Raw genomic sequence first — 21,819 nt, 5'->3', positions numbered from 1 at the left:
TGCGAGGAGACGACGACCGTGTCCAGACGGACCGGCCTGTCGCCGTCGTACTCGATGGTGACCTGCGTCTTGCCGTCCGGGCGCAGGTAAGGGGCGGTGCCGTCCTTGCGTACCTGGGTCAGGCGGCGGGACAGGCGGTGGGCCAACTGGATCGGCAGCGGCATCAGTTCGGGCGTCTCGTCCGAGGCGTAGCCGAACATCAGGCCCTGGTCGCCCGCGCCGCCGGTGTCCACGCCCTGGGCGATGTCCGGGGACTGCGCGCCGATGGACACCGAGACGCCACAGGAGGCGCCGTCGAAGCCCTTGGCGGACGCGTCGTAGCCGATGTCGAGTACGGCTTCGCGTACGAGCCCGGCGATGTCGGCGTACGCCTTGGTCGTGACCTCGCCCGCCACATGCACCTGGCCGGTGGTGATCAGCGTCTCGACGGCGACGCGGGAGGCCGGGTCCGCGCCGAGCAGGGCGTCCAGGATGGTGTCGCTGATCCGGTCGGCGATCTTGTCGGGGTGCCCTTCGGTCACGGACTCCGACGTGAAGAGCCTGCGGACGCCGCCCATCTCAGGCCACCTCCGCGCGGAAGAAGCTCTCGTCGATGGCGGACAGGGTGCGGATGGCGTCCACCTCCAGGGTTTCCATCTCGATGGACTTGCCGCTGAGTTGCTCCAGCAGGAAGACGAACTCGACGAAGGAGAGCGAGTCGATCAGTCGGTTCTCGATGAGGTCCAGGTCGAGTGCGATGTCGGTGCGCTCTGGGTGGCGCTTGAGGATCCAGTCCTTGACCTGCTGCAGACCGTCGTTCATGGGAGTGCTCCTTGGCGTGGTGGAGGTGAAAGTGGGGGTGGAAGTGGGGGCGGAAATGGGGGAAATGAGGGAAAGGGGTGTGGGCGGCTTGGGTGAGGGCATGGGCGTCGTGGTGAGGATGGGGGCGGCGACCGCCACCGCGTAGTCCACGTCGTGGCTGATGCTCACGGTGATCTCGGCGATCCCGGACTCCGCGGCCATCTCGGACGCGGCGCGCCGCAGGTGGACCAGCGGCCAGCCGCCGTCCGAACGGCGCACCACGATGTCCAGCCAGGGGAGGAATCTGCCGCGGACCCGCAGGGTCTTGAACGCCGCCTCCTTGGCCGCGATACGCCCGCACAGGCCGAGCAGGTCGAGCCCGGTGGACGTACGGCAGTCGGACAGTTCGCCGGGGTCGAGCATCCGGCTGAAGAATCCCTCCCCGTGTTCGGCGAGCAGCCGCCGTACGCGGCTCACGGAGACGATGTCCATGCCGAGATTCGCCCAGCCCATGCCGCCCGCCGGTGGTGGGGCGGTGGGACGGGCCGTCACCTCAGCTCACCGGCCCGCCGGGGGGAGAGGGCGGCGACGGGGGCGGCGACGCGGGGGCGGCGACCGGCTCACCTGCGACAGCCGCCCTGGCCCGCTGTACGGCCTCCGTCGCGGCCTCCCAGCCGCCGTGCCGCCGGGTCAGCGCGGACAGCCAGCGTTCCAGGCCGAAGGCCACACAGCTGGTGAAGGCAGGTCCGCCGGTGCTGTCCAGGGTGATCGCGCAGCGGTCGCCGAAGAAGTTCCGGTGCGTGTTGACCGAGGCGATGGCCAGGTCCTCGTACAGGAACTCGTGCTTGACGGGCGACAGTCGCTGCATGACCGCCTTGGAGCCGCCCTTGTCGAAGAACGGGTCGGTGGCGGCCTCCTTGCGCAGCGGCAGGTCCAGGGCGCTGGCGAAGGCGTGGACGCGTTCGGTGAAGGCGCACAGGTGTTGTTCGGCGTGCTCGCGGTTGCCGATGGCGACGATTTCCCGCATACGGAACGCGAGTTGGCGGCGCAGCCCCTCGTACCGCGCCTCCTGCCGGAAGCACCAGCTGACGATGGTGACGAGGGTGTCGTCGGCGACGCGTCGGCCCTGGTGGTCGAGGTAGACGGCGTAGCAGGACGCGGACGGCAGGCCCAGCTCGGCCGGTCGCAGGGCCTGGCAGGGGAAGCAGCCGGTGTCGGCGCAGAACGCGGCGTCCTCGTCGCCGCGGCGGTCCAGGTCCAGCGGGGTCGCGACAACGGCCTGGTGCGGGAAGTTGTCGTAGTAGTCGAGGCGGGCCAGGTCGGCGGCCGGGAGCAGGGGCGGCATGGTCATGGCTCGGGCGCCGGACGCGATGCCCCAGCTCTCGAACGTGTCGTCGAGGAGGCGGAGCAGGGCGGTGCCCTCGGGGCCGAGGGAGGGCAGGCCGCCTGCGGGCGCGGATGCGGGTGCGGGCGCGGGTGCGGGCGTCGGGGGTGAACTTCGTTCTGTGGTGGTACCGGTTACGGTCATGAGCCACCTCTCGGTGTGGGACGAAGGGGCGGGCCGGGACAGGGATGCGCTAGACGACGGGGAGCGTGTCGTCGGTGAAGATCCCGGTCTTGAGGAAGAAGGCGAGCGGCTTGCGGATCGCCTTGCGCTCGTGGACGCGCCGCCGCTCGTCGGCGACCAGCGCGTTGCGCAGCGCCAGCGGGTCCGCGACGCCCGCGTCGCGGTAAACATGCGGGTTATAGAGGGAGTTGACGCTGAAGACGACGTACCGCTTCAGGTAGGCCTCGACCTCGCGCAGCCGCTCGGGACCGACCGCCTCGCACATCCGTGTGTGCAGCAGGGCGACCAGTTCGCGGCCGAAGGCGATATGCCGGGATTCGTCCTGGTGGTGCAGCCGGTTGACCTGCCGGATGGTGTCGCACAGGGTGCTGTCCTGCGCCATCTTGGTGTTGTAGTGGTCGACGAGTTCCTCGAAGAACAGGATGCGGGCGAACACCAGGAAGTTCTCGACCTCGGGCTCCCAGGCGGAGTCCGCGCGCATCGCCGTCGAACCGTAGATCTTGTCTCCGTAACGGCGGCAGAACTCGGCGAAGAACCACATGTGTTCGTTCTCTTCGCCGATGAAGTGGTGGAAGAAGTCCGACGGCACCTCGAAGCCGGGCATATGGATGCGGCCGACGACCTCGATGAGGAGTTCGCGGATGCCGTGCACATTGAGGCTGTAGAAGTTGATGGACTCCCATTTGGAGAGCCGGATCAGGGTGTCCTCGCCGAGCTGGTCGAAGTGCTCGGTGCCGTACGGGGTGAGCAGCTCGGGGCTCATCCACAGGCGGTCCTCGTCCAGCCGCTCGGGCCAGTCGAACTCCTGGTACGGGTTGTAGTAGTCCTCGACGGCCTTGGTGCTGAGCCGCTCCAGGACTTCCTTGAAGCGTTCGGTTACGGGCAGGGGGGCCGCGGTGGCCATGGGTCTCTCCTGGGTGGGCGGGTGGACAGGCGGGCAGACGGGCAGGCGGGCGGACCGGTCGCGGGACTACGGGCGGACTTCGTAGACGGCGTTGACCGGGGTCTCCGTGGCGCGCCGCCAGCGGCTGAACCCGGCCTCTTCGGCGATCGCCCGGAACGCCTTCTCGCCGGAGTGGTTGCCGAGCGCGTGCGGGCCGCGCTGGGCGACGGCGACGGGCAGGCACATCACCGCGGACAGCGCCATGAACATGTGCGCGGCGGGGGTGTGCGTGTCGATGTCGGCGGGCGACACGTTGGACTCGACGAGCATCCACGTGCCGTCCGGGTGCAGGGACTTGCGCACGTGCTGGGCCGCCGCGACCGGGTCGCCCATGTCGTGCAGGCAGTTGAAGAAGCACACCAGGTCATAGCCGGAGCCGGTCGGCGCGTCCGGGTAGTCGTGGCAGGACGCGGTCTCGAAGACGACGCGGTCCGCTAGCCCGGCCTCCTCGGCGAGCTGGCGGGCGATGACGATGGCTTCCTCGGAGTAGTCGAAGCCGTACACCGTGGCGTTCGGGTAGGCCTCGGCGATGAGGAGCGTGGTGTGCCCGACGCCGCAGCCGACGTCCGCGACGGTGCCGCCCGCGGCGAGCTTCTCCTCGACGCCGTGCAGCGCGGGCAGCCAGTCGGGGAGCAGCCGGTGCCGGTAGGTGGGCTCGAAGAAGCTGCCCATGCCGGTGTCGAGCGCCGCGTCATGTTCGGCCCAGCCGACGCCGTCGCCGGTGCGGTACGCGTCGACGAGCAGGTCCTCGGTCGCGTACAGCGCCTTGAGCGCGGTGAAGAACCCGGCGGCGTAGGGGGCGGCTTCGGGGTCCGCGAGTACGGGGGCGTGCGCGGCGGGCAGGGTGTACGTGTCCGAGCTCGGGTGGCGTTCGACGTACTCCGCGCTGAGCTGGGCGTGCAGCCACTCCTCGGTGTAGCGCTCGGTGGTGCCGGTCTCCGCGGCGAGCTGCGCGGGGGTGAGCGGGCCGTGTGCGGCGAGGGCGCGGTAGAGGCCGAGGCGTTCGCCGATGGCGACGGTCAGGCCGCGTACGGCGGCGGCCGCGTCGCCGATGATGCGCTGGTGGAAGTCGTGGGTGGCCTGGCTTGGCTCGCTCATCGTGAGGTCTCCTCGCTGGCGTTCGCGGTGGGGTTCGCGGTGAGGTTCGCGGTGGAGTCCGTTGCGGAGTCCGTTGCGGAGTCCGCGGTGGGAAGTGCGGCGGTGAAGAGGAAGGAGCGCGGCACTCCCGGCGTCTCACGCGGCGCGACCGGATACGGCCAGCGCCCGAAGTCCGCGCCCTCCTCGCCTGGTTGCCGCACTTCCACCGCGGCCCAGCCGCAGTCCGCGAGCAGCCGTTCCGGCTCCTCGGTGCCGAACAGCCAGGGGTTGCCGTCCGCTTCGAGCGCCTTCAGGAAGGGCCGGGACAGCGGGTTGTCCAGCGCGGCCCGGCTGATGACGTCGCCGAGGAAGACCGTGCCGGGCGCGCTGTGCTGGGCGAGCGTGCGCAGCAGCGTCCGTACGGCGGTCTCGGGCAGGAAGAACAGCAGCCCTTCGACCACCCACAGGGTCGGCTCATCGGCGCGCCAGCCCGCCTCCTTGAGTGCGCCGGTCCAGTCCTGGGTGAGGTCGACGGCGACGGTGCGGCGCTCGCGGCCGACCGGTTCCGGCTCATCGGCGAGCATCCGCGCCTTGGCGTCGAGCAGCGCGGGCCGGTCGAGTTCGTAGACCGTGGTGCCGTCCGGCCAGGGCAGCCGGTAGAAGCGGGTGTCCATCCCGGCGGCGAGAAAGACGACCTGCCGGATGCCCTGGTCGCGCACAGCGCGGCCGATGGCGAGGTCGAGGTAGGTGGTGCGGATGGCGAGGAACGGGACGGTGCCCGCTCCCGCGTACCGGTCGAGCAGCTCGAAGCCGATGCCGTCGGCGACGGTTCGGGCGTAGCGGTCGGCGAACAGCCGGTCGGCGCGTTCGGTCTCCAGGGCCCGCGCGGCTGCGGTCCATTGCGCGGTGCGGGATACGGCCTCCACGAAGGCCCCCTTCCGGGTCGGGTGTCGGGGTAGCGGTGTTGGCGTGGTGCGGTACGGACGGACGGCCGTGTTCAGCGGCTGGCTCCCGCACAGGGCACCGGGTCCTGCGCCGCGGGCATCGACGCGGGGTCGTCGGCGGAGGGTGCGGCGGGTCGCCGCCCGAAGATGCTGTGCAGGATCATGCTGAACACGACCGTCCCGTCCGTGTTCACCAGCTCGCAGCGCGGCTGTACGACGCCGGTGCGGGGGCTGGTGAGCGAGGGGCGCGAGCCGAGGATCTCGACGCGCGCGGTGAGGGTGTCGCCGGGCCGCACCGGACGGTGGTAGCGGACCTCGTCGATGCCGGGCGATCCGGCGCAGGAGCTGTAGGCGAGCAGCCCGTCCACGTACCGGCGCATGAACATCGACTGGATGTGGAAGCCGCTGGCGATCAGCCCGCCGAAGGGCGAGCGCGCCGCGCGCTCCGGGTCGGTGTGGAAGGGCTGTGGGTCGAAGCGGCGGGCGAACTCCCGCACTTCGTCCTCGGTGACGGACACGGTGCCCAGCTGGTGGACGTCACCGGCGCGGAAGTCCTCGAAGTAGCGCATAGGGGCGCCCCCTTCAGAAGTAGGTGTCTTCCCTAAGCACCACCCAATCTACGAATGGACCATTTATTTTGTCAATCCAAATCTATGGCTGACCTTGCGGGGCTTGCGGGGCTTGCGGGGCTTCCAACGCCCGCTCGACGTCCCGCCAGAGGTCGTCCGGGTGCTCGATCCCCACCGACATCCGGACGGTGCCCGCCCCGATCCCGGCCTCGGCCAACGCCCGTTCGTCCAGCTCCCGGTGCGAGGTGGACGCCGGATGGGCGACCAGCGTCTCCACGCCGCCGAGCGACAGCGCCAGCCGGGCGAGCCGCACCCGCTCGATGAACGCCCGCCCGGCCGCGCGCCCCCCGGCCAGCTCGAACGACACCATCCCGCCGCCGCCCGACAGCACCTCGCGGGCCAGCTCGTACGAGGAATGCCCCGGCAGCCAAGGCCAGTTGACGGCACGCACGGCGGGGTGCCGGGCGAGCCGACCCGCCACCAGCTCGGCGTTGGCGCAGTGCTGCCGCATCCGCAGCGGCAGCGTGGCGATCCCGCGCAGGGTCAGCCAGGCGGCGAACGGGTCGGCGGCCGCGCCCAGTTCGACGGTGCGCGGCCAGACCTCGCGGCGCAGCCCGTCGTCGGCGAACACGGCCGCGCCGCCCAGTACGTCGGAGTGGCCCGCCAGATACTTGGTGGTGGAGTGCACGACGACGTCGGCGCCGTGCTCGATGGGGCGGCACAGCACCGGCGAGGCCAGCGAGTTGTCCACGACGCCCACCACGCCCCGCCGCCGCGCGGCCGCCAACAGCCCTGGCAGATCGGGCACTTGCCCGGTCGGGTTGGCGATCGTCTCCAGGTGCAGCAGTCGCGTCGAGGGCCGGACGAGACGCTCGAACTCGGCGGCGTCGTCGCCCGCCAGATACTCGACCTCGACGCCGTACCGCGCGGCCAGGTCCGAGAGCACCGCGTATGTGCCGCCGTACAGACAGCGTTGCGCCAGGACGTGGTCGCCGGGCCGCAGCAGCGCGAGCAGCACCCCGCTGATCGCCCCCATCCCGGAGCCGAAGGCGATCGCGGACGCGCCGCCCTCAAGCCCGGCGACGCACCGCTCCAGGGCCCGTACGGTCGGGTTGCCGCGCCTGCTGTAGACGTACGGGCCGTCCGGCGCGGCCATGGCGTCCGCGAGCGCGTCGGCCGAGTCGAAGGCGAAGGCCGACGACTGGACGATGGGCACGCTGAGCGGTCGGCCTCCGGCCTCCAGGGGCTCGTCGAGACCGCCGCCGTGCACGGCGCGCGTACCGATATCCAGACCGGCATCCAGACTGGCATCCAGACTGGCATCCAGACCGGTGTCCATGATGTCCCTCACCTTCTGACGAGAGGGGCCGCCCGATGCCTGCTGGCAGACATCGGGCGGCCCCTCGTGGACAGTTGACGCGACGGCCGCATGGCAGCAGCCCATCGGCTATACGCCGACCTGCTCGCCCTGCGCGGCCGGGGCGGCGTCCGAGCCCCCCGCCTGGGCCCGCGCCCGCGCCTTCTCGCCGCGCATCAGCACCAGCGTGAGCAGCCCGCCCAGCGCGGCGATCACCGCGGCCCCTACGAAGGCGGCGCTGAACCCGTCGGTCAGCGCGGGCAGGTCGCCCAGCTGGCCCGCGCCCTGCGAGGTGGCCAGCGCGGTCAGCGCGGCCAGGCCGAGCGCGGAGCCCACCTGGTACGTGGTGTTGACGATGCCGGAGGCGAGACCGGCCTGCTCCTGCGGTGCGCCGGACAGCGCGGCCATCATGGTCGGGATGTACGCGAGCGACATGCCGAGCGCGGCGACCAGCGACGCGGGCAGCACGTCGACCACGAACGACCCGGTCGGCTCCACGGCCGACAGCCACACCAGACCGAGCGCCAGGACCAGCAGGCCGGAGGCGATGAGCGGCTTGGCCCCGAACCTGGCCATCAGCCGTGCCGTGATCATCGTCATGAAGATCATCAGCAGCACGGTCATGGGCAGCAGCGCGGCACCGGAGGCGAACGCCCCGTACCCGAGCACCTGCTGGAGGTACAGGTTCAGGAAGTACCACATCGGGATCCAGGCCGCGCCGAGCAGAGCCATCGACAGGTTGGCCGAACCGAGCCTCGGCACCCGCCAGATCCCGAGCGGCATCAGCGGCTGCCGCAGCGACTTCTGGATCACGAAGAACAGCAGCAGCAGCGCGCCCGCGCCGACCAGCTGGAGCACGGTGGCCGTGGAGCCCCAACCCACGTGCTCTGCACGGACGATGGCGAACACGGCGAGCGCCAGACCACCGGTCACGGCGACCGCGCCGAGCACGTCGACCGAACCGCGGCTCGGCGCGACGGCGGGCAGCACCTTGGTGGCGGCCAGGGTCGCGACGCCGATCGGCACGTAGATGATGAAGATCCACGGCCAGCTCACCCACTCGGTGAACAGACCGCCGAGGAAGACCCCGGCCGTGCCGCCCGCGGGCGCGGCGGCCCCGTAGAGGGCCATCGCCTTGCCCAGTTCCTTCGGGTTGGCCGCGAAGAGGATCATCAGCATCGTCATGGCGGACGGCGCGATCAGCGCACCGCCGACGCCCTGTACGGCGCGGCCCAGCACCTCGACCCAGGCGGTCTGCGCGGCGGCGGCGACGATCGAGCCCGCGATGAGCACGACCCACCCGGCGTTGAACACCTTGCGCGCGCCCAGCAGGTCGGAGAGCCGCCCGCCGAGCAGCAACAGCCCGCCGAACGCGATGACATAGGCGTTGAACACCCATTGCAGGTCGCCCTGCGAGAAGCCCAGATCCCGCTGCATCTCGGGGAGCGCCACCCCGATGATGCTCGTATCCATGATCACCATGAACTGCGCGGTGGCGAGCACGGCGAGTGCCCACCAGCGCAGTGGATTGACGTTTGACATCGTCCTGCCCTTCCCTCTGGGATATACCCCTTGGGGGTACCTGCGGACGGGACAGTAGCATACCCCTAGGGGGTACATAAGAGGGACGGAGACACCGACCACGAGAACCAGCCAGGGACCAGCCGGGGACCAGCCAGGGACCAGCCGGGGACCAGCCGGGAACGGGCCAGCCGGCAACGGGCCACAATGAGGGCATGGCCGACCACGCCGCTCTGCGCCACCGCTGGAACCACACCCTGCTCGCCCTCGGCGCGCGGACCCCCGACCCTGGCCGGTACGCCGACGCGCTGCTGGCCCGCTGGGCCGAGCCGCAGCGCCACTACCACTCGACCGAGCACCTGGCCGCCGTACTCGACCGCGTCGACGAACTCGCGGACCACGCGCCCGACCCCGAACTGGTCCGCCTGGCCGCCTGGTTCCACGACGCGGTCTACCGCCCTGACCGCTCCGAGAACGAGGAGCGCTCCGCCCAGCTCGCCGAACGCGCCCTGGCCGAGGCGGGACTGGCCGAGTCGCAGACCGCCGAGGTCGCCCGCCTGGTGCGTCTCACGCTCACCCACGACCCGGCCGAAGGCGACCGCAACGGCGAGGTCCTGTGCGACGCCGACCTGGCGATCCTCGCCGCGCCCCCCGAGGCGTACGCCGCCTACGCGGCCGCCGTCCGCACCGAGTACGCCTTCGTCCCGGACCCCGACTTCCGCACCGGCCGCGCGCGGATCCTGCGCCAACTCCTCGCGCTCCCGCGCCTGTTCCGCACCCCGTACGGCAGCGAACACTGGGAGGACCAGGCCCGCCACAATCTCGGTACCGAACTGCGCCTGCTCAGCGCATAATCACCCGCGTGACGACGACGCCCAAGCCCCGCGCCCTCCCCACGGCCCGCCTCACCCTCCACGAGGTCACCCCGACCGCGGCCGCCGCCCTCAGCGCAGGCGCGACCGGCGGCTTCACCTGGATCGAGGGCGGGCCCGCCGAGGGCAGCCGGATCGGCGCGAGCCATCTGGCCAAGAACGCTGCGGAGGGCGTCCACCGCCCCGGCTGGAGCATGTACGCGCTGGTCCGCACCGCCGACGGCCTGGCGGTCGGCGCCATGGGCTTCCACGGCCCGCCCGCCGACGGCCGCGTCGAGATCGGCTACGACCTGGTCGCGGCGGCCCGCGGCCAGGGGTACGCCACCGAGGCCCTGCGCGCGCTCACCGCCTGGGCCCTGGCCTCCCCCGACGTCCACACGGTCATCGCCCACACCGACCCCGCCAACACCCCGTCCCAGGCGGTCCTGGAACGCGCGGGCTTCCTCCGCACCGCCGACGCAGACGAGACCTTCACCTACGAGCTACGCGCCTGAACCCGGTCGCCCCTTCGGGCGGCGCAGCCCCGACGCGACCAGCAGCCGTACGACCTCGCGGCTGGGCACCTCGACCGCGCCCGCGCGCACCGCGTCCTGGTAGCGGAAGGACGGCACGTCGTAGTGGTCGCGCTCGAAGGCGCGGCGCGGGCAGCCGATCTCCGCCGCGAAGGCGTGGAGTTCCTCGTACGAGACGTCGCTGATCAGGTGGGACCAGAGGCGGCCGTGCCCCGGCCAGGTCGGCGGGTCGATATAGAGCGTCACGCGGTCCTCACCCGCGCGGTCACTCGCGCGCTCACCCGGTGACCGACCCGAGCGAGCCGACCGGTGTGACGATCACGCCCGCCTTGGCGCACACCCAGTGCGGGTCGGGCCCCAGCTCCGGTTCGACGTCGAGCGCGTGCGGGTCGCCGTGTCCGCAGACGGGGCACAGCGGCCACCGGCCGTACCGTTCCAGAAGCGCGTCCTGCACATCCTGAGCGACCAGGCCCGCCACGAACGCCACGCCGTCCGGCCACTGCTCGACCCACCAGCGGCGGTGTTGTATCGAGTCCTCGACCAGCGAGACGACCTCGGCGTCGGCCACGTCGTGCGCGACGAGGTCCGCGAGTACGAGCGCGCGGGCGGCGTGCAGCGCCTGCTCCAGGGAGCTGGTCGGATGGTCCATGGACCCATTGTGCGCCTCGTACGTCCCGGAACCGAAGCCCCGCCCCAGAGCACCCGCACGCCCCGGATCGCACGGTGAGTTGTTGACGCCTCAACCCGCCCCCCATAGCTTTCGGATGTGCCCCACCACTCCGCCCACTCCGCCCACTCCGCCGAACTGCTCGCCCAGCTGGACGCCCTCACCACCGAGGCCTTCCGCCCCGAGCTGGCCGAGATCGACCGGCTGTCCACGCTCGACATCGCCCGGACGATGAACGACGAGGACGCCGCCGTCCCCGCCGCGGTCGCCGAACGGCTCCCCCAGATCGCCGCCGCGATCGACGCCGCCGCCGAGCGCATGGCGCGCGGCGGGCGGCTCGTCTACGCGGGCGCGGGCACGGCCGGACGGCTCGGCGTGCTGGACGCCAGCGAGTGCCCGCCGACGTTCAACACGGACCCGTCCCAGGTCGTCGGCCTGATCGCGGGCGGCCCGAGCGCGCTGGTCAGCGCGGTCGAGGGCGCGGAGGACTCCGGGGAGCTGGCCGCGGCGGACCTGGCCGCCCTGGAGCTGACCCCGGACGACACCGTCGTCGGCGTCTCCGCGTCCGGCCGTACACCGTACGCGGTCGGCGCGGTCGAGTACGCCCGCGACCAGGGCGCGCTCACCGTCGGCCTGTCCTGCAACGAGGGCAGCGCGCTCGCGGCGGCGGCCGAGCACGGCATCGAGGTCGTCGTCGGGCCCGAGCTCCTCACCGGGTCGACGCGCCTGAAGGCGGGCACCGCGCAGAAGCTGGTCCTCAACATGCTGTCGACCGTCACCATGATCCGGCTCGGCAAGACATACGGGAACCTCATGGTCGACGTACGCGCGTCCAACGAGAAGCTCCGGGCCCGCTCACACCGCATCGTCGCCCTGGCCACGGGCGCGCCGGACGACACCATCGAGGCGGCCCTCGCGTCGGCCGACGGCGAGGTCAAGACCGCGATCCTGATCATCCTCGCCCAGGTGGACGCCCCAACCGCGACCCACCTCCTGACCGAGTCCCACGGCCACCTCAGAGCGGCCCTCCGCCTGTCCTAGACCTTCTAGACCTTCAGGCGCTCGACGGGCTGATGGGTGTGCGCCTCGATCTCCGACGCGGCGACGTGCACCAGCTGATGGCTCAGGTCCGAGAGCGCTCGTGCGCAGGCCAGTTCGTCGCCGATGCCGGGGACGTTCTCGTCGTCGGGGTTGCAGCGGGCCGTCCCCGTGCCGACCAGCTCCTCACCCCCGCCCACCAGCCTGGCCTGGGCCCTGGTCAGACGGTCCTCCTCGCTGATCGCGACCTCGACGTTCCACATACGGGCGGGCATGACAGCCTCCTCGCGCTCGCACAGAGTCCACTTCCAGGCTGACACGCCGTCCACCCGCCCGCACCTCACCGCAGCCGCCAAGCCCGACTGCTGCCCATCCGTCCGGACCGCCATGCGTCAAGCCCGCAGCCCAGCGAGAGCCGATCTGGTGAAGCGCCCCAGCCGCACACACGAAGAGCCCAGGTAGCCCGTGCGGTGTCGGCCCGTATGGTGTGCGACAGGGAGCACGGCCCAGCTCACATGACATACAGCCGCGGTGAGGAAGGAGACGCGCGATGAACCACACCCGCTGGAAGCTGGCCCGCGAGCGGACACTCGGCGAGGGGCACTCCGAGCCCTCGGAGATCACGGCGGAACGCGCCGAGATCCGGCTGGCCATGGCCTTCGCCAAGGCCGTGTACGACCGTCGTAAGGAGCTCGGACTGTCGCAGGCCCAGGTCGCCGAGCGCGCCGGGCTCACCCAAGCGAAGGTCTCCCGAATCGAAGGCGCGGACGCCGTACCAACGCTCCCGCTGCTGCGACACCTGGCTCGGGCTCTCGACGCCTCCTTGAACATCGCCTTGGACGACGAGCACGAGGAAGTCACCTTCATCGCCCACCCGGCAGCCTGACCGCACCCCGCCCGCCTTGTCGATCCACAACCAACCAGACCGAAGCAGCGCGCCCATCAGAGGGTGAAGCGGAGGCACAGCGACTAGGCCGTGTTCTCGTATAGCTGCCGCCACCCGTCATGTAGCGGAGCGTGACTGACTTCCGAGATCTGTAGTCGGGGCGTGCAGATTGACGCGGTTCTCGTACTCGCGGCGGGCCTTGCGCTGGGCCGGGACCGCCGCAGCGCCGTCGAGGGCCTGGCAGAGGTCGACGAGTCGGCGGTGGATCGCGGGCACAGCCGTGATGCGCAAGGTGTAGCCCTGGCCGCGGCGTACGGTCACGCCCTGGTCGAGCACGGCGCGCTCGGCGGACGCCAGATCGGCGGCGCGGAGGAAGTCGGCGACCTTGCCTGACATATCGAGGGCCACCGGCAGCTCCGGGGTCGGGGTGCCCGCGTCGGCGGCCGTGTACTCGGGCAGCAGATCCGCGACGGCGGTGCGGATGGCACCGCGGCTGACGTTGTGATCGCGAGCGAGGGCGGCGATGGACCGGCCTTCCAGGTACGCGGTGCGCACGGCGTCGGTCTTCCCGGCCGGGACGGCCGGACGGCGCCCGCCCTTGTTTCCCCTCACCTCGGCAGCCCGTAGTCCGTCGTACGTGAGCTCGCGCTGGAGGTCACGCTGAAGTTCGCCGGCGGCGGCGAGCGTCTGCACCATGAACTTCACGGTGGACAGCAGCTCGCCGGTGCGCGAATGGCAGGCAGTAAGGTCCATCGCGGAGAACGCACCACCGTGGATGCGCAGGGCTAGGCAGTCGCGGTGCAGGACGTCGAGCACGTCGAGCATGTGCTGGGTGCCGCGTACGAGGCGGAACATCTCGGAGATGTGCACGGTGTCGCCCGGCCGTGCGTACGTCAGCAGGTCTCCGAACTTCGGGCGTTCCAAGGGGTGGAGGCGGCTGGAGGCGGCTGGAGGCGCCGCCCTCCTCCTCGAAGACCACCGGCTCCTCGATGTCGGCCTCGTCCAGGACGAGGTTCTGACGGTCGGTCGACTGCTGGTCGGTCGACACCCGCTTGTAGACCAGGTTGGCCACGCTCTTCCTCGTTTCTGTCGGCGCATCGGACCCAGGTGTCATCAAACCCTGTCGTCAGCCGTCATCGGATCTGATTGGATCTGCGCCGCCGCCAGGCCCCGGAAAGTCCGGGTTCATTGGACGCCCGCCGCACCTGTCGCCATTCATTCGTTTGCCGACAGGCGGTGGCAGCTGCGGTAGGCCATGGGGTTCAGGATTTCATCGCGCCGAACCGACTATGTTTCATCACCTGGGGCGGCCCATTTCGTCGGTAACCCCAGGTTGCGGGCCTCCCACAACCCTCTCTGTCACACCCCAGTGGCAGACTGGCGGCACAACGAAGCTTCGGAAGGGCAGGGCGTTGCGGCAGGGGTCACCCGTCGAGCGCCACTACTCGGGGTGGCTGGTGCCACGGGGGGGGATGTGCGGCTGTGATCTTCGACAGTCTTGATGTGTCGTACGGCGAGATGTGGGGTTCCTATCGGGGAATGACCCATCCGGACCCGATGTCGCGCGCGCTCGCGGCACGCAAGCATGCTGCCGGGATAGATTACACGGTTCTGCTGTCCGCGCGGGAGCAACCGCTGGCACTGGTCGAAAGATGGCCGCGCGGCATGTGGCGTGTGTATCTGTTCGACGACAGATCCTGGCGCATGCAGATGATCGACCTCAAGCCGCACAGCACAGGGATGTTGCTGGCTCAGCGGAACACCCGATGGCAGTTTTCCAACGAGCAGGAGCACTCGTCCGATAAGTGGGATGTTCAGGAGACCACGACCGTCTCGGCCGACGGGCAGGTCGAGGTGAAGTCCGAGTTCGCCGGGCCGAGGGGAGCGTCGACGGAGCCACTGCACGCTCGAACATCCGGCCCGTCGAGCGTCCCCGTGCGGCGGTTCACGGCGCCCGTCGAAAGCTTCCTCTGTCCCGTACCGGAATTCGGCGACTGGCAGGTGTTCGCGCCGTTCCTCGCCCAGCAGGGCCACGAGCCCGCCACGACCGTAGTCCTGAACGACGTGTCGGTGGACGAAGGGTCGGGACCGCTGCACGCCACCGGAATCGAGCAGCTGTTCAGTCCGGGTGCGTGCGACACTCCGGATGGGCCGGCCGTCGTCGAGCCCGTTGACGCCGGCGTGCTGCGGATCACGTCAGGGCAGCTGGTGGTCTCGGACCCCGGCTGGATCGGAGAGACCCCGCGGACCGTGGCTGTGCCATCGGGCGAGTTTCCGGTCACGCTGTCGCTTTTGCGCACGGCACGCGGGGTCAATGTCGCCGCGGCCAAGGTGACGTTCCTGGATATCCCGCCCCGCGAGTGGGAAATGGCCCTCCGGCCCGACGAGGACCTGGGGCTGCTCGGCGAGGGCCAGTTCTACGGGGTTGGCGTGGATACCGGCACAGCGGCTTTCATGGATGCGACGCGGACGGTGCTCGAAGACCAACTGGACGAGGACCTTTTCATACCCCTCGACAGCGACAGCCATTTCAGCGTCGAATTGCCCGGCCCGGAGCCCGAGCCGAACCTCATCGCCTTCCGTGCCGGCCAGGGTGACGGGGCCTACCCCGTCTGGATCGGCCGCACCGATGACGGACAGGTTGGTTGCGTCGTCGTCGACTTCCAGTTCCATTCCGCCGACGGGGGAAAGTAAGGAGCCGCCGACCATCGGCGCGAGGCCGCACCCCGAGACTGGGACCACGGCGAACCTCCAGAGTGCAGACGGCGATTGAGAAGCTTGACAACTCGATCACCGACTTTGGCCTGGTGGGCGCCTTCCCGGAGAACGTCAGAGAAACTCGCCAGCGGTACGCGGTACTACGCATCGACGTAGCCGTGCCCTACAACGGCCCCCTGGTTGCCTTGCAGCCCGCATCTGGACCTTGGCCCATACCTCACCCCGGCACGGGCAGCCCCTTCCTCCCGAAGAGTGCGCGCGCCCGGTACGGTGCGGGTGGCCAGGTCCAGATCCAGGCGGCGGTTCATATCCAGCTCGAACCGTCCGTACGGATTTACGTGCGTCCAGAACAGTGGGGAGAGCGCGCGTCGGTCCGCGTCGGTGAGGGTGTTGGCCCACTTCGGGTCGGCGAGGACCTGCTGCATCAGCAGCGTGTTGACGTGGACCAGGGCGGACTGGAGCAGGTGCAGCGCGAGCATGCTGACCTCCTGGGATTCCTTGTCGGCCCCGGCCAGGTCGCCGTCCTTGCCGTAGAAGAGGTCCTTGTTCGCGGAGTTCCAGTTCTCCACGACCTGTAGCCCTTCGTGGATCTCCTGGCGCATCTCGACGTCCGCGAGGTAGTCGCACACGAACGCCGTGCGCACCGCACGCCCGAGTTCCTCGATCGCCTGGTACGTGGGGTGCTTGGGGCCGCCGCGGGTGAAGCGGCGCAGGACCTGCTCGGCCTCGGCGGCGCCCAGGCGCAGGGCGGTCGTGTACTTCACGATCTGGTCGTACTGCTGGGCGATCAGGTCCCAGTTGATCGTCTTGGTGGACAGCACCGGCGCGAGGTTGGGCCACTTCTCGTCCTGTCCGGCCGCCGGCCGGTACAGCTTCGCGGAGCCGATGTTCTTCAGCCTCGGCATCAGTTTGAAGTCGAGCATGTGGGCGAAGGCGAAGCCGACGATGGACGCGCCGTGGGTGTCGGTGTACTGCCGGTCCACTTCCATGTCGGTGCAGTGCCGCAGCACGCCTTCGATCATCGAGGCGGCCTCGGAGGCCGAACAGCTCTTGAGCTGGGAGTAGATGCAGACCGACTTCCGCTCGACGTGTCAGTAGATCATCACGCCGGGGCCACGGTAGCGCTGGTGCCACTCGGTCATCAGGTTGGAGGACCACGCGCCGAACTTGCGGCTGTCGGAAGCGCACGCGGTGCCGGTGCCTCACCACATTTCGTCCCGGGCGGCGAAGGTGGCGTTCACCAGCTTGCGCAGGGCCGCGCGCATGTTGGCCCGGTTGACGAACAGGTGCCGCACCCGCCGCAAGGTCGCTTCGCTCTCGCCGTGCTTGCCGGTCCGCGACCCGCTTGATGCCCATATTGGTGCCCAGGCCGATCAGCTTGTGTCGGGGGTTTGAGGCTGTCCGTTGTCCGCTGAACCTGCCTGGATGGATGGTCACCGTCGGAGGGCGCTCGGTAGATTCTCGCCATGAGTGATGACGAGGACTACCTGGATAAGAGCCCAACTGCCGCGCGGATGGGGAAGGCAGCCGAGTACCTGGTTGCAGCCTCGTGCATCCTTGCCACGAGCGGCGAGTTGAACGTCTCCACCTCGCTTGTGGACGACGAGGGAGTGGACCTTGTCTTCCACCGACGCGGGAGTTCCGCGACTCTGGCGGTGCAGGTGAAGGCCCGGATGTCCACTGGCACCCAAATTCAGCAGGGCAGGCTGATGGCCTTCGTGCGGTCGCAGACGTTCCAGCCGCGGACCGACCTGGACATGTTGTTCGTCGCCGTGGATGTCGAGCTGGGGGCGATCATGATGGCCTGGCTGATACCGAGCTGTACGTTCGGTGAGATGGTGACCGAGCCCAACAGCAAGGGACGCTTACGATTCTCGGCGTCGATGAAGCCCGATTCCAAGGATCGCTGGAGTCCGTTCCGGCTGACAGCTGGAGAACTCCCCAAGCGCCTCCTTGCCCGGCTGGCCGAGTTGGAGAAGGCAAAAGTCGAGTAGGCAGGGAACTCAACCGTTGTGGCACCAGAGCCTCGCGGCTTCTGGCGCCACGACGGTGATCAGGATCGCCGGTGAACCGACTTGCCCTTTGTGTTTGCTCAGCGCCGCCCGAGGGGACTCACCGGGTGTCCGCGAGGGCGGACCGGAACCCCTCCAGCAGATCCTCCAACTCGTCGACCTTGTCGGCCAACTCAGCCAGCTTGGCCTTGTCCTTGCTTGCGGAATGCACTGCGTCGGATGTGTTCAGGCGTCGCAGTGCTGACTCGGCTGCCTCAGTGCTCGTGCCGGTGCGGACGGCGTCGATGACCGCTGCCGCGTGGGAGCCAGCCTTATAGAGGACAACGTACCTGTTCTGATTCTTCGCTGGGGAGGGCGACGCTGCGGCTCACGGAGTCTCCGGGTGGTGGCGGCCAAGGAAGCGGACAAGTTCGTCACGGCGTTCGCGGAGCTGGTGCTCCAGGAGTGGAGGCAGCGGGGGGGCGGACAGTCGTTCGTCGATGCGGTCGATCTCCTTCCTCCAGGCATCGGCGCTGTCCGTGGTCAGGGCGACGTTGCGGCACTGGAGCGGGCGGCAGGTCCCCAGGTCGGGACGGTCGCGCCCCGCGGTGTCGCGCCGCGGCCGACAGAGCGCTTTCGCGTGGTCGTGGATGCAGGTGACGTAGGTGCCGGGATAGACGGCCGGGTCCCCGCGTTCCATCAGCCGCTTCAGTCGTAGTCGGTCGATGACGATCGTGCCGCCAAAACGGGCGCGGTCACCGAACTCCTCCAGGCGACGGGCGGCTTCTTCGGCGGAGGGGCCGGAGAGGCTGGTGTGCTCGTGGGCGTCGGTCATGGCCAGCAGGTGTTCGCCGCGGGCCAGGGCTTGCTCGCTCTCGACCTCGGCGCGGAAACCGCTGTCGCTGGTCCCGGCATATCCTTCGATCGAGTAGAGCGTGCCGCTGTCCATGCCCCCGTCTTCACGCCTCCCCCTACGGGAGACTCAAGCCCAACCCCCCGCCTACGCCGGTGAGCTCCTCACGTGTCACCAGCCGCAGCGCTCAAGAAGCGCACAAGGTCGTCGCCGCTGTACCCGAGCCTTCGGCCGCGCTCGGCCGCCATGAGCAGCAACTGCCCCACGATCTCCGCGCCCCAGCCATCGGTGCCGTCCGATGACCACTCCCACAGCTTCTCGATGCCAAGATCGGTCATCAGCAGCCCGTGCTGCTCCCGGATCTCGGCCACGATCCCCGCGACCGCGTCCAGCAGAGTCGCGCCCGGCCGCTCGCACTCCAGCCCGAAGTAGCCGAAATCCTTCACCACGCAGCCCTCGGGCGGGGCGGCCTTGATCCCGTCGTACCGCTGATCGTCGAAGCGGGGGTGGTCGGTCACCGGGCAGTGAATCAGGTTGAAGCGGTGCCAACCAGGCGGCGGAGGCGGAGGCGGCCGGTACGCGGTCAGCCCGAAGGCCTCCTGGACGAGCGCGCTCGCCTCGTCAGCCGTCTCAGCCGTCACCGTCGCGGTTCTGGTCCCGTCGTCGCCGGTGGCGGTCCACAGTCCAGTCAGCTCATCACGGGTACAGCGCAGCGAAAGTCCCATGCGCCCACAGTCCCAGCCACCACTGACAACACCCCCGACCGAGACTCCACCGGCGATCCCTCCCTGGGCTACCCGGCCGTCCAGGTACGGATCTCGGCGGCCGTAGCCCGCACGTCCAGACCCTCGTCGACCCGACGGATCAGCATGTCCGCACGCTTGGCGTCGATGACCACACGCTTCCCGCTCAGCGTCAGATACGCCGCGGCGGCCACCGCCGCGAACTGCTCATTGGCGAATTCCAGCGCCGGTACGCGCACCAGCTGGTGCAACAAGGCGGCCGCGCGATGATGCGGCTCCGCATAGACCGGAACGTCTATCACCGCGTCCGCATGGCGCGCGACGGCGGCCGCGAGCGTGCCGTAGTCCGTGATGTCAGGGTCATCGGGCAGATGCCTCGCGGCCAGGTCGAGCAGCCAGGCCCGATCGATGTGCAAGATCACGCGGCTTCGGCTTCCTCGCTCTTGGTCGCTGTGTGATGATCGCCCTTCTTCGGATACGGCCCGTACTCGGCCTCGAAGTAGGACCCCCACTCCTTGGAGAAGTACGCGGCGTACTCCAAGAACCGGTTGCGCTGCTCGTTGACGTCATCAGACAGCAGAGCGCGGGCATAGTCCGCGGGAGTCATATGGGCACCGGCCGCACGCTGCTCCAGCTGCGCGTACAGCTCGTCGTCAAGGCGGATGTTGAGCTGCTTCATACCGGGACGGTAGCGCCCTCTACGAACGCTACGCAATGCATGGCCAAGGCTCACGGCAGCCGCCCCTCCCGATTGACCTCCCGCACCCGCGTACGCAGCGCCTCGCCCGCGGGCACGGGGCGCAGGGCGTCCGGCGGGCAGTCCCACCACGCCGGGCCGTCGCGCAGCCGTACGTCACCACCTCGCCCGCGCCCGACGACCCGGCCCATGCGCCCGTCCCGCGCGTCGACGGCGTACGTGCCGGGCTCGGGCGGCGGCACCGGCGCCCCGGCCCCGCTCACCGGGCCGCCACCCGCCACTCCAGCACCGCCGCCAGCCGCAACGCGTCCCGCACGGTGCAGCGCCCCAGGTCCAGCTGCGGGGTCGGCACGTCGCGGGCACAGGAGGCGAGGTCGATCCGCAGCGAGGGCAGCGTCACCCCCGCCCCCGCGAGGGCCGCGCGCAACTCGCGCAGGGCCCGCTCCGCCGTATCAATGTCGTCGTCCGCCGCCATGGCTACCCCTTCACCGGATCTCACTGTTCGTACATAAAGCGTGACCCTGCGCGGGTACCGTCGAAAGTGACGGCGACCCAACACAGTCGGCTGTACGGAACGGAGTCGGCCATGGCCAAACCCAAACGACTCGACCCGTCGATGTCCCCGCGAGCGATGTACGGCGCGGAACTGCGCTTCCAGCGCGAGAAGGCCGGACTGTCGCAGGACGAACTCGGGGTATTCCTTTTCGTCAGCGGTTCGTTCATCGGACAGTTGGAGAGCGGCGAGCGGCGCATACAGCCGGAGTACGCGGAGAAGATCGACGAGACCCTGAAGACGGACGGGTTCTTCGTACGGAACCTGGAGGCGGGCCGGAAGTCCCGCTACCCCGAGCACTTCGCGGACGCGGCGGAGTACGAGGCTCTGGCGCGCGAGATCCGCGACTTCGCACCGATGCTGGTGCCCGGCCTGCTCCAGACACCGGCATACGCGCGGGCCGTCTTCCGCGCGTACCACCCGGTCACCCCGGAGGAGGACATCGACAAGCTCCTGTCCGCCCGACTCGACCGCGCCAAGCTGCTCAATCACCCAACACAGCCGTTGTTCTGGGCGGTGCTGGACGAGAGCGTGTTGCGCCGCCCGGTCGGCGGCCCGGCCGCCATGGCGGAGCAACTGCGCCATATTGGCGCGCTGATCCGCCATAGCCGCATCATCATCCAGATGCTGCCGTTCGGGGAGGGGGCTCACGCCGGGATGCAGGGGTCCATCAGGCTGATGACCTTCAACGACGCCCCGCCGATGGCATACGTCCAAGCCCAGGAAACCGGGCGCTTGTTGGACGACCCGCCGCTGGTGACGCGCATGACGCTGACTTACGATCTCCTCGGGGCCGCCGCGTTGTCGCCGGACGCGTCCCTCGCCCTGATCGAGACGGCGGCTGAGGAGTACGAGGATGCGCACCAAGCACGATCTGACGGCCGCGACCTGGCGTAAGTCGAGCTACAGCGGAGGCGACGGCGGCGACTGCGTGGAGATCGGCGGCGACTTCACTGGCGCGGCTCTGCGCTGGCGCAAGTCCACGTACAGCGGCGGCGACGGCGGCGAATGCCTCGAAGTCGCCGACGGCCACCCCGGCGTCATTCCCGTCCGGGATTCCAAGAACCCTCACGGCCCGGCGCTCGTGTTCCGGGCGCGGGCCTGGTCCGCCTTCGTCGCGGACGTCAGCGGTCGGCCGCGCTGAGGACGGCGGCGAGTTCGGCGGGCAGCGGCATGGGTTGTGTGAGCGGCACACGCGCCCTGCCGGTGTTGCCTTCCGGGTAACGGCCGAGGGCCGATCCGGGAGCGGCGACGATGATGCGGACGACCTGGCCGAGAGCTTCCCGCCGGTCGCGCTGGCGCAGGGCGAGGCCGAACATGGCCATGTGGTTGCGGGCGTGGGGCCAGGGCCAGGGCTGGGACAGTATGTGGGCTCGCTCCAGGTGACGCCACCGGTCAGCGGGGTCCGTGACGGTACGGGCGGCCGTCATCTCCGCCGCGTCGCGGACGCGGGCGGGCATGGGACGGGGCATCAGAAGTCTCCCATCGGCGGGCAGTTGGCCGCGTCAGCCAGCTCCCGCCGACGATACAG

General features: G+C 69.9%; 28 protein-coding genes and 1 pseudogene. 8 read left to right on the top strand and 21 right to left on the bottom strand.

Annotated elements, in window-relative coordinates; genetic code table 11:
* The 9 genes from ACX6XY_RS05755 to ACX6XY_RS05715 all read right to left on the bottom strand — a co-directional run.
* Positions 1-557: S-adenosylmethionine synthetase N-terminal domain-containing protein (locus ACX6XY_RS05755; protein ID WP_460327082.1), on the bottom strand; the 557-nt coding region annotated here is incomplete at its 3' end.
* A gap of 1 nt (position 558) precedes the next feature.
* The gene (locus ACX6XY_RS05750) at positions 559-1,332 is read right to left on the bottom strand and encodes a holo-ACP synthase (protein ID WP_460327080.1); all 774 of its coding nucleotides are present in this window, start codon (positions 1,330-1,332) and stop codon (positions 559-561) included.
* A 1-nt stretch (position 1,333) separates the two neighbouring features.
* A complete protein-coding gene (locus tag ACX6XY_RS05745) occupies positions 1,334-2,308 on the bottom strand; it encodes a class-II aminoacyl-tRNA synthetase family protein (protein WP_460327078.1) in 975 nt (324 codons plus the stop codon).
* A 49-nt stretch (positions 2,309-2,357) separates the two neighbouring features.
* Entirely contained in the window at positions 2,358-3,251 is an 894-nt protein-coding gene (locus tag ACX6XY_RS05740; protein WP_460327076.1) for a diiron oxygenase, read from the bottom strand.
* A 66-nt stretch (positions 3,252-3,317) separates the two neighbouring features.
* Positions 3,318-4,388, bottom strand: a complete 1,071-nt coding sequence (locus ACX6XY_RS05735; protein WP_460327074.1) for a class I SAM-dependent methyltransferase — start codon at positions 4,386-4,388, stop codon at positions 3,318-3,320.
* Positions 4,385-5,293 carry a class I SAM-dependent methyltransferase gene (locus tag ACX6XY_RS05730; protein WP_460327071.1) on the bottom strand — a complete coding sequence of 303 codons (909 nt, stop codon included), beginning with the start codon at positions 5,291-5,293 and terminating at the stop codon, positions 4,385-4,387. Before ACX6XY_RS05730 ends, ACX6XY_RS05735 begins: the two co-directional genes overlap by 4 nt.
* A 71-nt stretch (positions 5,294-5,364) precedes the next feature.
* On the bottom strand, positions 5,365-5,880 hold the full coding sequence (locus tag ACX6XY_RS05725; protein ID WP_460327069.1) for a MaoC family dehydratase: 516 nt from the start codon (positions 5,878-5,880) through the stop codon (positions 5,365-5,367).
* A gap of 82 nt (positions 5,881-5,962) precedes the next feature.
* On the bottom strand, positions 5,963-7,219 hold the full coding sequence (locus ACX6XY_RS05720; protein ID WP_460327068.1) for a trans-sulfuration enzyme family protein: 1,257 nt from the start codon (positions 7,217-7,219) through the stop codon (positions 5,963-5,965).
* A gap of 108 nt (positions 7,220-7,327) precedes the next feature.
* On the bottom strand, positions 7,328-8,779 hold the full coding sequence (locus tag ACX6XY_RS05715; protein ID WP_460327066.1) for an MFS transporter: 1,452 nt from the start codon (positions 8,777-8,779) through the stop codon (positions 7,328-7,330).
* A 194-nt stretch (positions 8,780-8,973) separates the two neighbouring features.
* Between ACX6XY_RS05715 and ACX6XY_RS05710 the strand changes: the two genes are divergently transcribed.
* Both ACX6XY_RS05710 and ACX6XY_RS05705 read left to right on the top strand, forming a co-directional pair.
* Positions 8,974-9,612 (top strand): HD domain-containing protein, encoded by a 639-nt coding sequence (locus ACX6XY_RS05710; protein ID WP_460327064.1) that lies wholly within the window; start codon positions 8,974-8,976, stop codon positions 9,610-9,612.
* An 8-nt stretch (positions 9,613-9,620) separates the two neighbouring features.
* The gene (locus tag ACX6XY_RS05705) at positions 9,621-10,124 is read left to right on the top strand and encodes a GNAT family N-acetyltransferase (protein WP_460327062.1); all 504 of its coding nucleotides are present in this window, start codon (positions 9,621-9,623) and stop codon (positions 10,122-10,124) included.
* Here the strand turns inward: ACX6XY_RS05705 and ACX6XY_RS05700 are convergent.
* Together ACX6XY_RS05700 and ACX6XY_RS05695 are read right to left on the bottom strand one after the other, a co-directional pair.
* A complete protein-coding gene (locus ACX6XY_RS05700) occupies positions 10,113-10,388 on the bottom strand; it encodes a DUF4031 domain-containing protein (RefSeq protein WP_460327060.1) in 276 nt (91 codons plus the stop codon). The two genes, ACX6XY_RS05705 and ACX6XY_RS05700, sit on opposite strands and share 12 nt — an antisense overlap.
* Positions 10,389-10,419: 31 nt before the next feature.
* Positions 10,420-10,791 carry a hypothetical protein gene (locus ACX6XY_RS05695; RefSeq protein ID WP_460327058.1) on the bottom strand — a complete coding sequence of 124 codons (372 nt, stop codon included), beginning with the start codon at positions 10,789-10,791 and terminating at the stop codon, positions 10,420-10,422.
* Between the two features lie 117 nt (positions 10,792-10,908).
* On the opposite strand from ACX6XY_RS05695, the gene murQ reads away from it, so the two are divergent.
* A complete protein-coding gene (gene murQ, locus ACX6XY_RS05690; protein WP_460327056.1) occupies positions 10,909-11,850 on the top strand; it encodes an N-acetylmuramic acid 6-phosphate etherase in 942 nt (313 codons plus the stop codon).
* Between the two features lie 5 nt (positions 11,851-11,855).
* On the opposite strand, the gene ACX6XY_RS05685 is transcribed toward murQ, so the two are convergent.
* A complete protein-coding gene (locus ACX6XY_RS05685) occupies positions 11,856-12,122 on the bottom strand; it encodes a DUF1876 domain-containing protein (RefSeq protein WP_460327054.1) in 267 nt (88 codons plus the stop codon).
* 275 nt (positions 12,123-12,397) lie between these two features.
* On the opposite strand from ACX6XY_RS05685, the gene ACX6XY_RS05680 reads away from it, so the two are divergent.
* Complete coding sequence (locus tag ACX6XY_RS05680; protein WP_460327052.1) at positions 12,398-12,733, top strand: helix-turn-helix domain-containing protein; 336 nt, start codon at positions 12,398-12,400, stop codon at positions 12,731-12,733.
* A gap of 117 nt (positions 12,734-12,850) precedes the next feature.
* On the opposite strand, the gene ACX6XY_RS05675 is transcribed toward ACX6XY_RS05680, so the two are convergent.
* On the bottom strand, positions 12,851-13,657 hold the full coding sequence (locus ACX6XY_RS05675; protein WP_460327050.1) for a recombinase family protein: 807 nt from the start codon (positions 13,655-13,657) through the stop codon (positions 12,851-12,853).
* A gap of 558 nt (positions 13,658-14,215) precedes the next feature.
* Between ACX6XY_RS05675 and ACX6XY_RS05670 the strand changes: the two genes are divergently transcribed.
* The gene (locus ACX6XY_RS05670) at positions 14,216-15,427 is read left to right on the top strand and encodes a DUF4241 domain-containing protein (RefSeq protein ID WP_460327048.1); all 1,212 of its coding nucleotides are present in this window, start codon (positions 14,216-14,218) and stop codon (positions 15,425-15,427) included.
* Between the two features lie 164 nt (positions 15,428-15,591).
* On the opposite strand, the pseudogene ACX6XY_RS05665 reads toward ACX6XY_RS05670, so the two are convergent.
* Positions 15,592-16,593 (bottom strand): annotated as a pseudogene (locus ACX6XY_RS05665) (Tn3 family transposase).
* 324 nt (positions 16,594-16,917) lie between these two features.
* On the opposite strand from ACX6XY_RS05665, the gene ACX6XY_RS05660 reads away from it, so the two are divergent.
* Complete coding sequence (locus ACX6XY_RS05660) at positions 16,918-17,445, top strand: hypothetical protein (protein WP_460327046.1); 528 nt, start codon at positions 16,918-16,920, stop codon at positions 17,443-17,445.
* A gap of 385 nt (positions 17,446-17,830) precedes the next feature.
* On the opposite strand, the gene ACX6XY_RS05655 is transcribed toward ACX6XY_RS05660, so the two are convergent.
* The 6 genes from ACX6XY_RS05655 to ACX6XY_RS05630 all read right to left on the bottom strand — a co-directional run bounded on the left by ACX6XY_RS05655 (position 17,831) and on the right by ACX6XY_RS05630 (position 20,210).
* Positions 17,831-18,391: a hypothetical protein gene (locus tag ACX6XY_RS05655; protein WP_460327044.1), complete on the bottom strand. Its 561-nt coding sequence runs from the start codon at positions 18,389-18,391 to the stop codon at positions 17,831-17,833.
* A 68-nt stretch (positions 18,392-18,459) separates the two neighbouring features.
* Complete coding sequence (locus ACX6XY_RS05650; RefSeq protein WP_460327041.1) at positions 18,460-19,020, bottom strand: hypothetical protein; 561 nt, start codon at positions 19,018-19,020, stop codon at positions 18,460-18,462.
* Between the two features lie 68 nt (positions 19,021-19,088).
* Complete coding sequence (locus ACX6XY_RS05645; RefSeq protein ID WP_460327039.1) at positions 19,089-19,460, bottom strand: fic family toxin-antitoxin system, toxin component; 372 nt, start codon at positions 19,458-19,460, stop codon at positions 19,089-19,091.
* The gene (locus tag ACX6XY_RS05640; protein WP_460327037.1) at positions 19,457-19,717 is read right to left on the bottom strand and encodes a hypothetical protein; all 261 of its coding nucleotides are present in this window, start codon (positions 19,715-19,717) and stop codon (positions 19,457-19,459) included. Before ACX6XY_RS05640 ends, ACX6XY_RS05645 begins: the two co-directional genes overlap by 4 nt.
* 50 nt (positions 19,718-19,767) lie before the next feature.
* Positions 19,768-19,998, bottom strand: a complete 231-nt coding sequence (locus ACX6XY_RS05635; RefSeq protein WP_460327035.1) for a hypothetical protein — start codon at positions 19,996-19,998, stop codon at positions 19,768-19,770.
* On the bottom strand, positions 19,995-20,210 hold the full coding sequence (locus ACX6XY_RS05630) for a hypothetical protein (protein ID WP_460327032.1): 216 nt from the start codon (positions 20,208-20,210) through the stop codon (positions 19,995-19,997). The genes ACX6XY_RS05635 and ACX6XY_RS05630 overlap by 4 nt, the downstream gene beginning before the upstream one ends.
* Before the next feature lie 111 nt (positions 20,211-20,321).
* On the opposite strand from ACX6XY_RS05630, the gene ACX6XY_RS05625 reads away from it, so the two are divergent.
* Together ACX6XY_RS05625 and ACX6XY_RS05620 are read left to right on the top strand one after the other, a co-directional pair.
* Positions 20,322-21,185 (top strand): helix-turn-helix domain-containing protein, encoded by an 864-nt coding sequence (locus ACX6XY_RS05625; protein WP_460327030.1) that lies wholly within the window; start codon positions 20,322-20,324, stop codon positions 21,183-21,185.
* A complete protein-coding gene (locus tag ACX6XY_RS05620; RefSeq protein WP_460327028.1) occupies positions 21,145-21,432 on the top strand; it encodes a DUF397 domain-containing protein in 288 nt (95 codons plus the stop codon). Before ACX6XY_RS05625 ends, ACX6XY_RS05620 begins: the two co-directional genes overlap by 41 nt.
* Here the strand turns inward: ACX6XY_RS05620 and ACX6XY_RS05615 are convergent.
* The gene (locus tag ACX6XY_RS05615) at positions 21,413-21,760 is read right to left on the bottom strand and encodes a DUF3703 domain-containing protein (protein ID WP_460327025.1); all 348 of its coding nucleotides are present in this window, start codon (positions 21,758-21,760) and stop codon (positions 21,413-21,415) included. The two genes, ACX6XY_RS05620 and ACX6XY_RS05615, sit on opposite strands and share 20 nt — an antisense overlap.
* Positions 21,761-21,819: the final 59 nt, after the last annotated feature.

The organism is Streptomyces sp. O3, from assembly GCF_054788135.1.
The sequence above is the reverse complement of the archived record's forward strand: the minus strand, read 5'-3'. Positions and strand labels throughout refer to the sequence as shown.

What these genes read in the sequence shown, in the direction of transcription:
- ACX6XY_RS05745 (WP_460327078.1), bottom strand. Translation starts at nt 2,308, where the DNA reads ATGACCGTAACCGGTACCACCACAGAACGAAGTTCACCCCCGACGCCC.
- ACX6XY_RS05740 (WP_460327076.1), bottom strand. Translation starts at nt 3,251, where the DNA reads ATGGCCACCGCGGCCCCCCTGCCCGTAACCGAACGCTTCAAGGAAGTC.
- ACX6XY_RS05735 (WP_460327074.1), bottom strand. Translation starts at nt 4,388, where the DNA reads ATGAGCGAGCCAAGCCAGGCCACCCACGACTTCCACCAGCGCATCATC.
- ACX6XY_RS05725 (WP_460327069.1), bottom strand. Translation starts at nt 5,880, where the DNA reads ATGCGCTACTTCGAGGACTTCCGCGCCGGTGACGTCCACCAGCTGGGC.
- ACX6XY_RS05720 (WP_460327068.1), bottom strand. Translation starts at nt 7,219, where the DNA reads ATGGACACCGGTCTGGATGCCAGTCTGGATGCCAGTCTGGATGCCGGT.
- ACX6XY_RS05715 (WP_460327066.1), bottom strand. Translation starts at nt 8,779, where the DNA reads ATGTCAAACGTCAATCCACTGCGCTGGTGGGCACTCGCCGTGCTCGCC.
- ACX6XY_RS05710 (WP_460327064.1), top strand. Translation starts at nt 8,974, where the DNA reads ATGGCCGACCACGCCGCTCTGCGCCACCGCTGGAACCACACCCTGCTC.
- ACX6XY_RS05695 (WP_460327058.1), bottom strand. Translation starts at nt 10,791, where the DNA reads ATGGACCATCCGACCAGCTCCCTGGAGCAGGCGCTGCACGCCGCCCGC.
- ACX6XY_RS05685 (WP_460327054.1), bottom strand. Translation starts at nt 12,122, where the DNA reads ATGCCCGCCCGTATGTGGAACGTCGAGGTCGCGATCAGCGAGGAGGAC.
- ACX6XY_RS05680 (WP_460327052.1), top strand. Translation starts at nt 12,398, where the DNA reads ATGAACCACACCCGCTGGAAGCTGGCCCGCGAGCGGACACTCGGCGAG.
- ACX6XY_RS05660 (WP_460327046.1), top strand. Translation starts at nt 16,918, where the DNA reads ATGAGTGATGACGAGGACTACCTGGATAAGAGCCCAACTGCCGCGCGG.
- ACX6XY_RS05655 (WP_460327044.1), bottom strand. Translation starts at nt 18,391, where the DNA reads ATGGACAGCGGCACGCTCTACTCGATCGAAGGATATGCCGGGACCAGC.
- ACX6XY_RS05650 (WP_460327041.1), bottom strand. Translation starts at nt 19,020, where the DNA reads ATGGGACTTTCGCTGCGCTGTACCCGTGATGAGCTGACTGGACTGTGG.
- ACX6XY_RS05640 (WP_460327037.1), bottom strand. Translation starts at nt 19,717, where the DNA reads ATGAAGCAGCTCAACATCCGCCTTGACGACGAGCTGTACGCGCAGCTG.
- ACX6XY_RS05630 (WP_460327032.1), bottom strand. Translation starts at nt 20,210, where the DNA reads ATGGCGGCGGACGACGACATTGATACGGCGGAGCGGGCCCTGCGCGAG.
- ACX6XY_RS05625 (WP_460327030.1), top strand. Translation starts at nt 20,322, where the DNA reads ATGGCCAAACCCAAACGACTCGACCCGTCGATGTCCCCGCGAGCGATG.
- ACX6XY_RS05620 (WP_460327028.1), top strand. Translation starts at nt 21,145, where the DNA reads ATGCGCACCAAGCACGATCTGACGGCCGCGACCTGGCGTAAGTCGAGC.
- ACX6XY_RS05615 (WP_460327025.1), bottom strand. Translation starts at nt 21,760, where the DNA reads ATGCCCCGTCCCATGCCCGCCCGCGTCCGCGACGCGGCGGAGATGACG.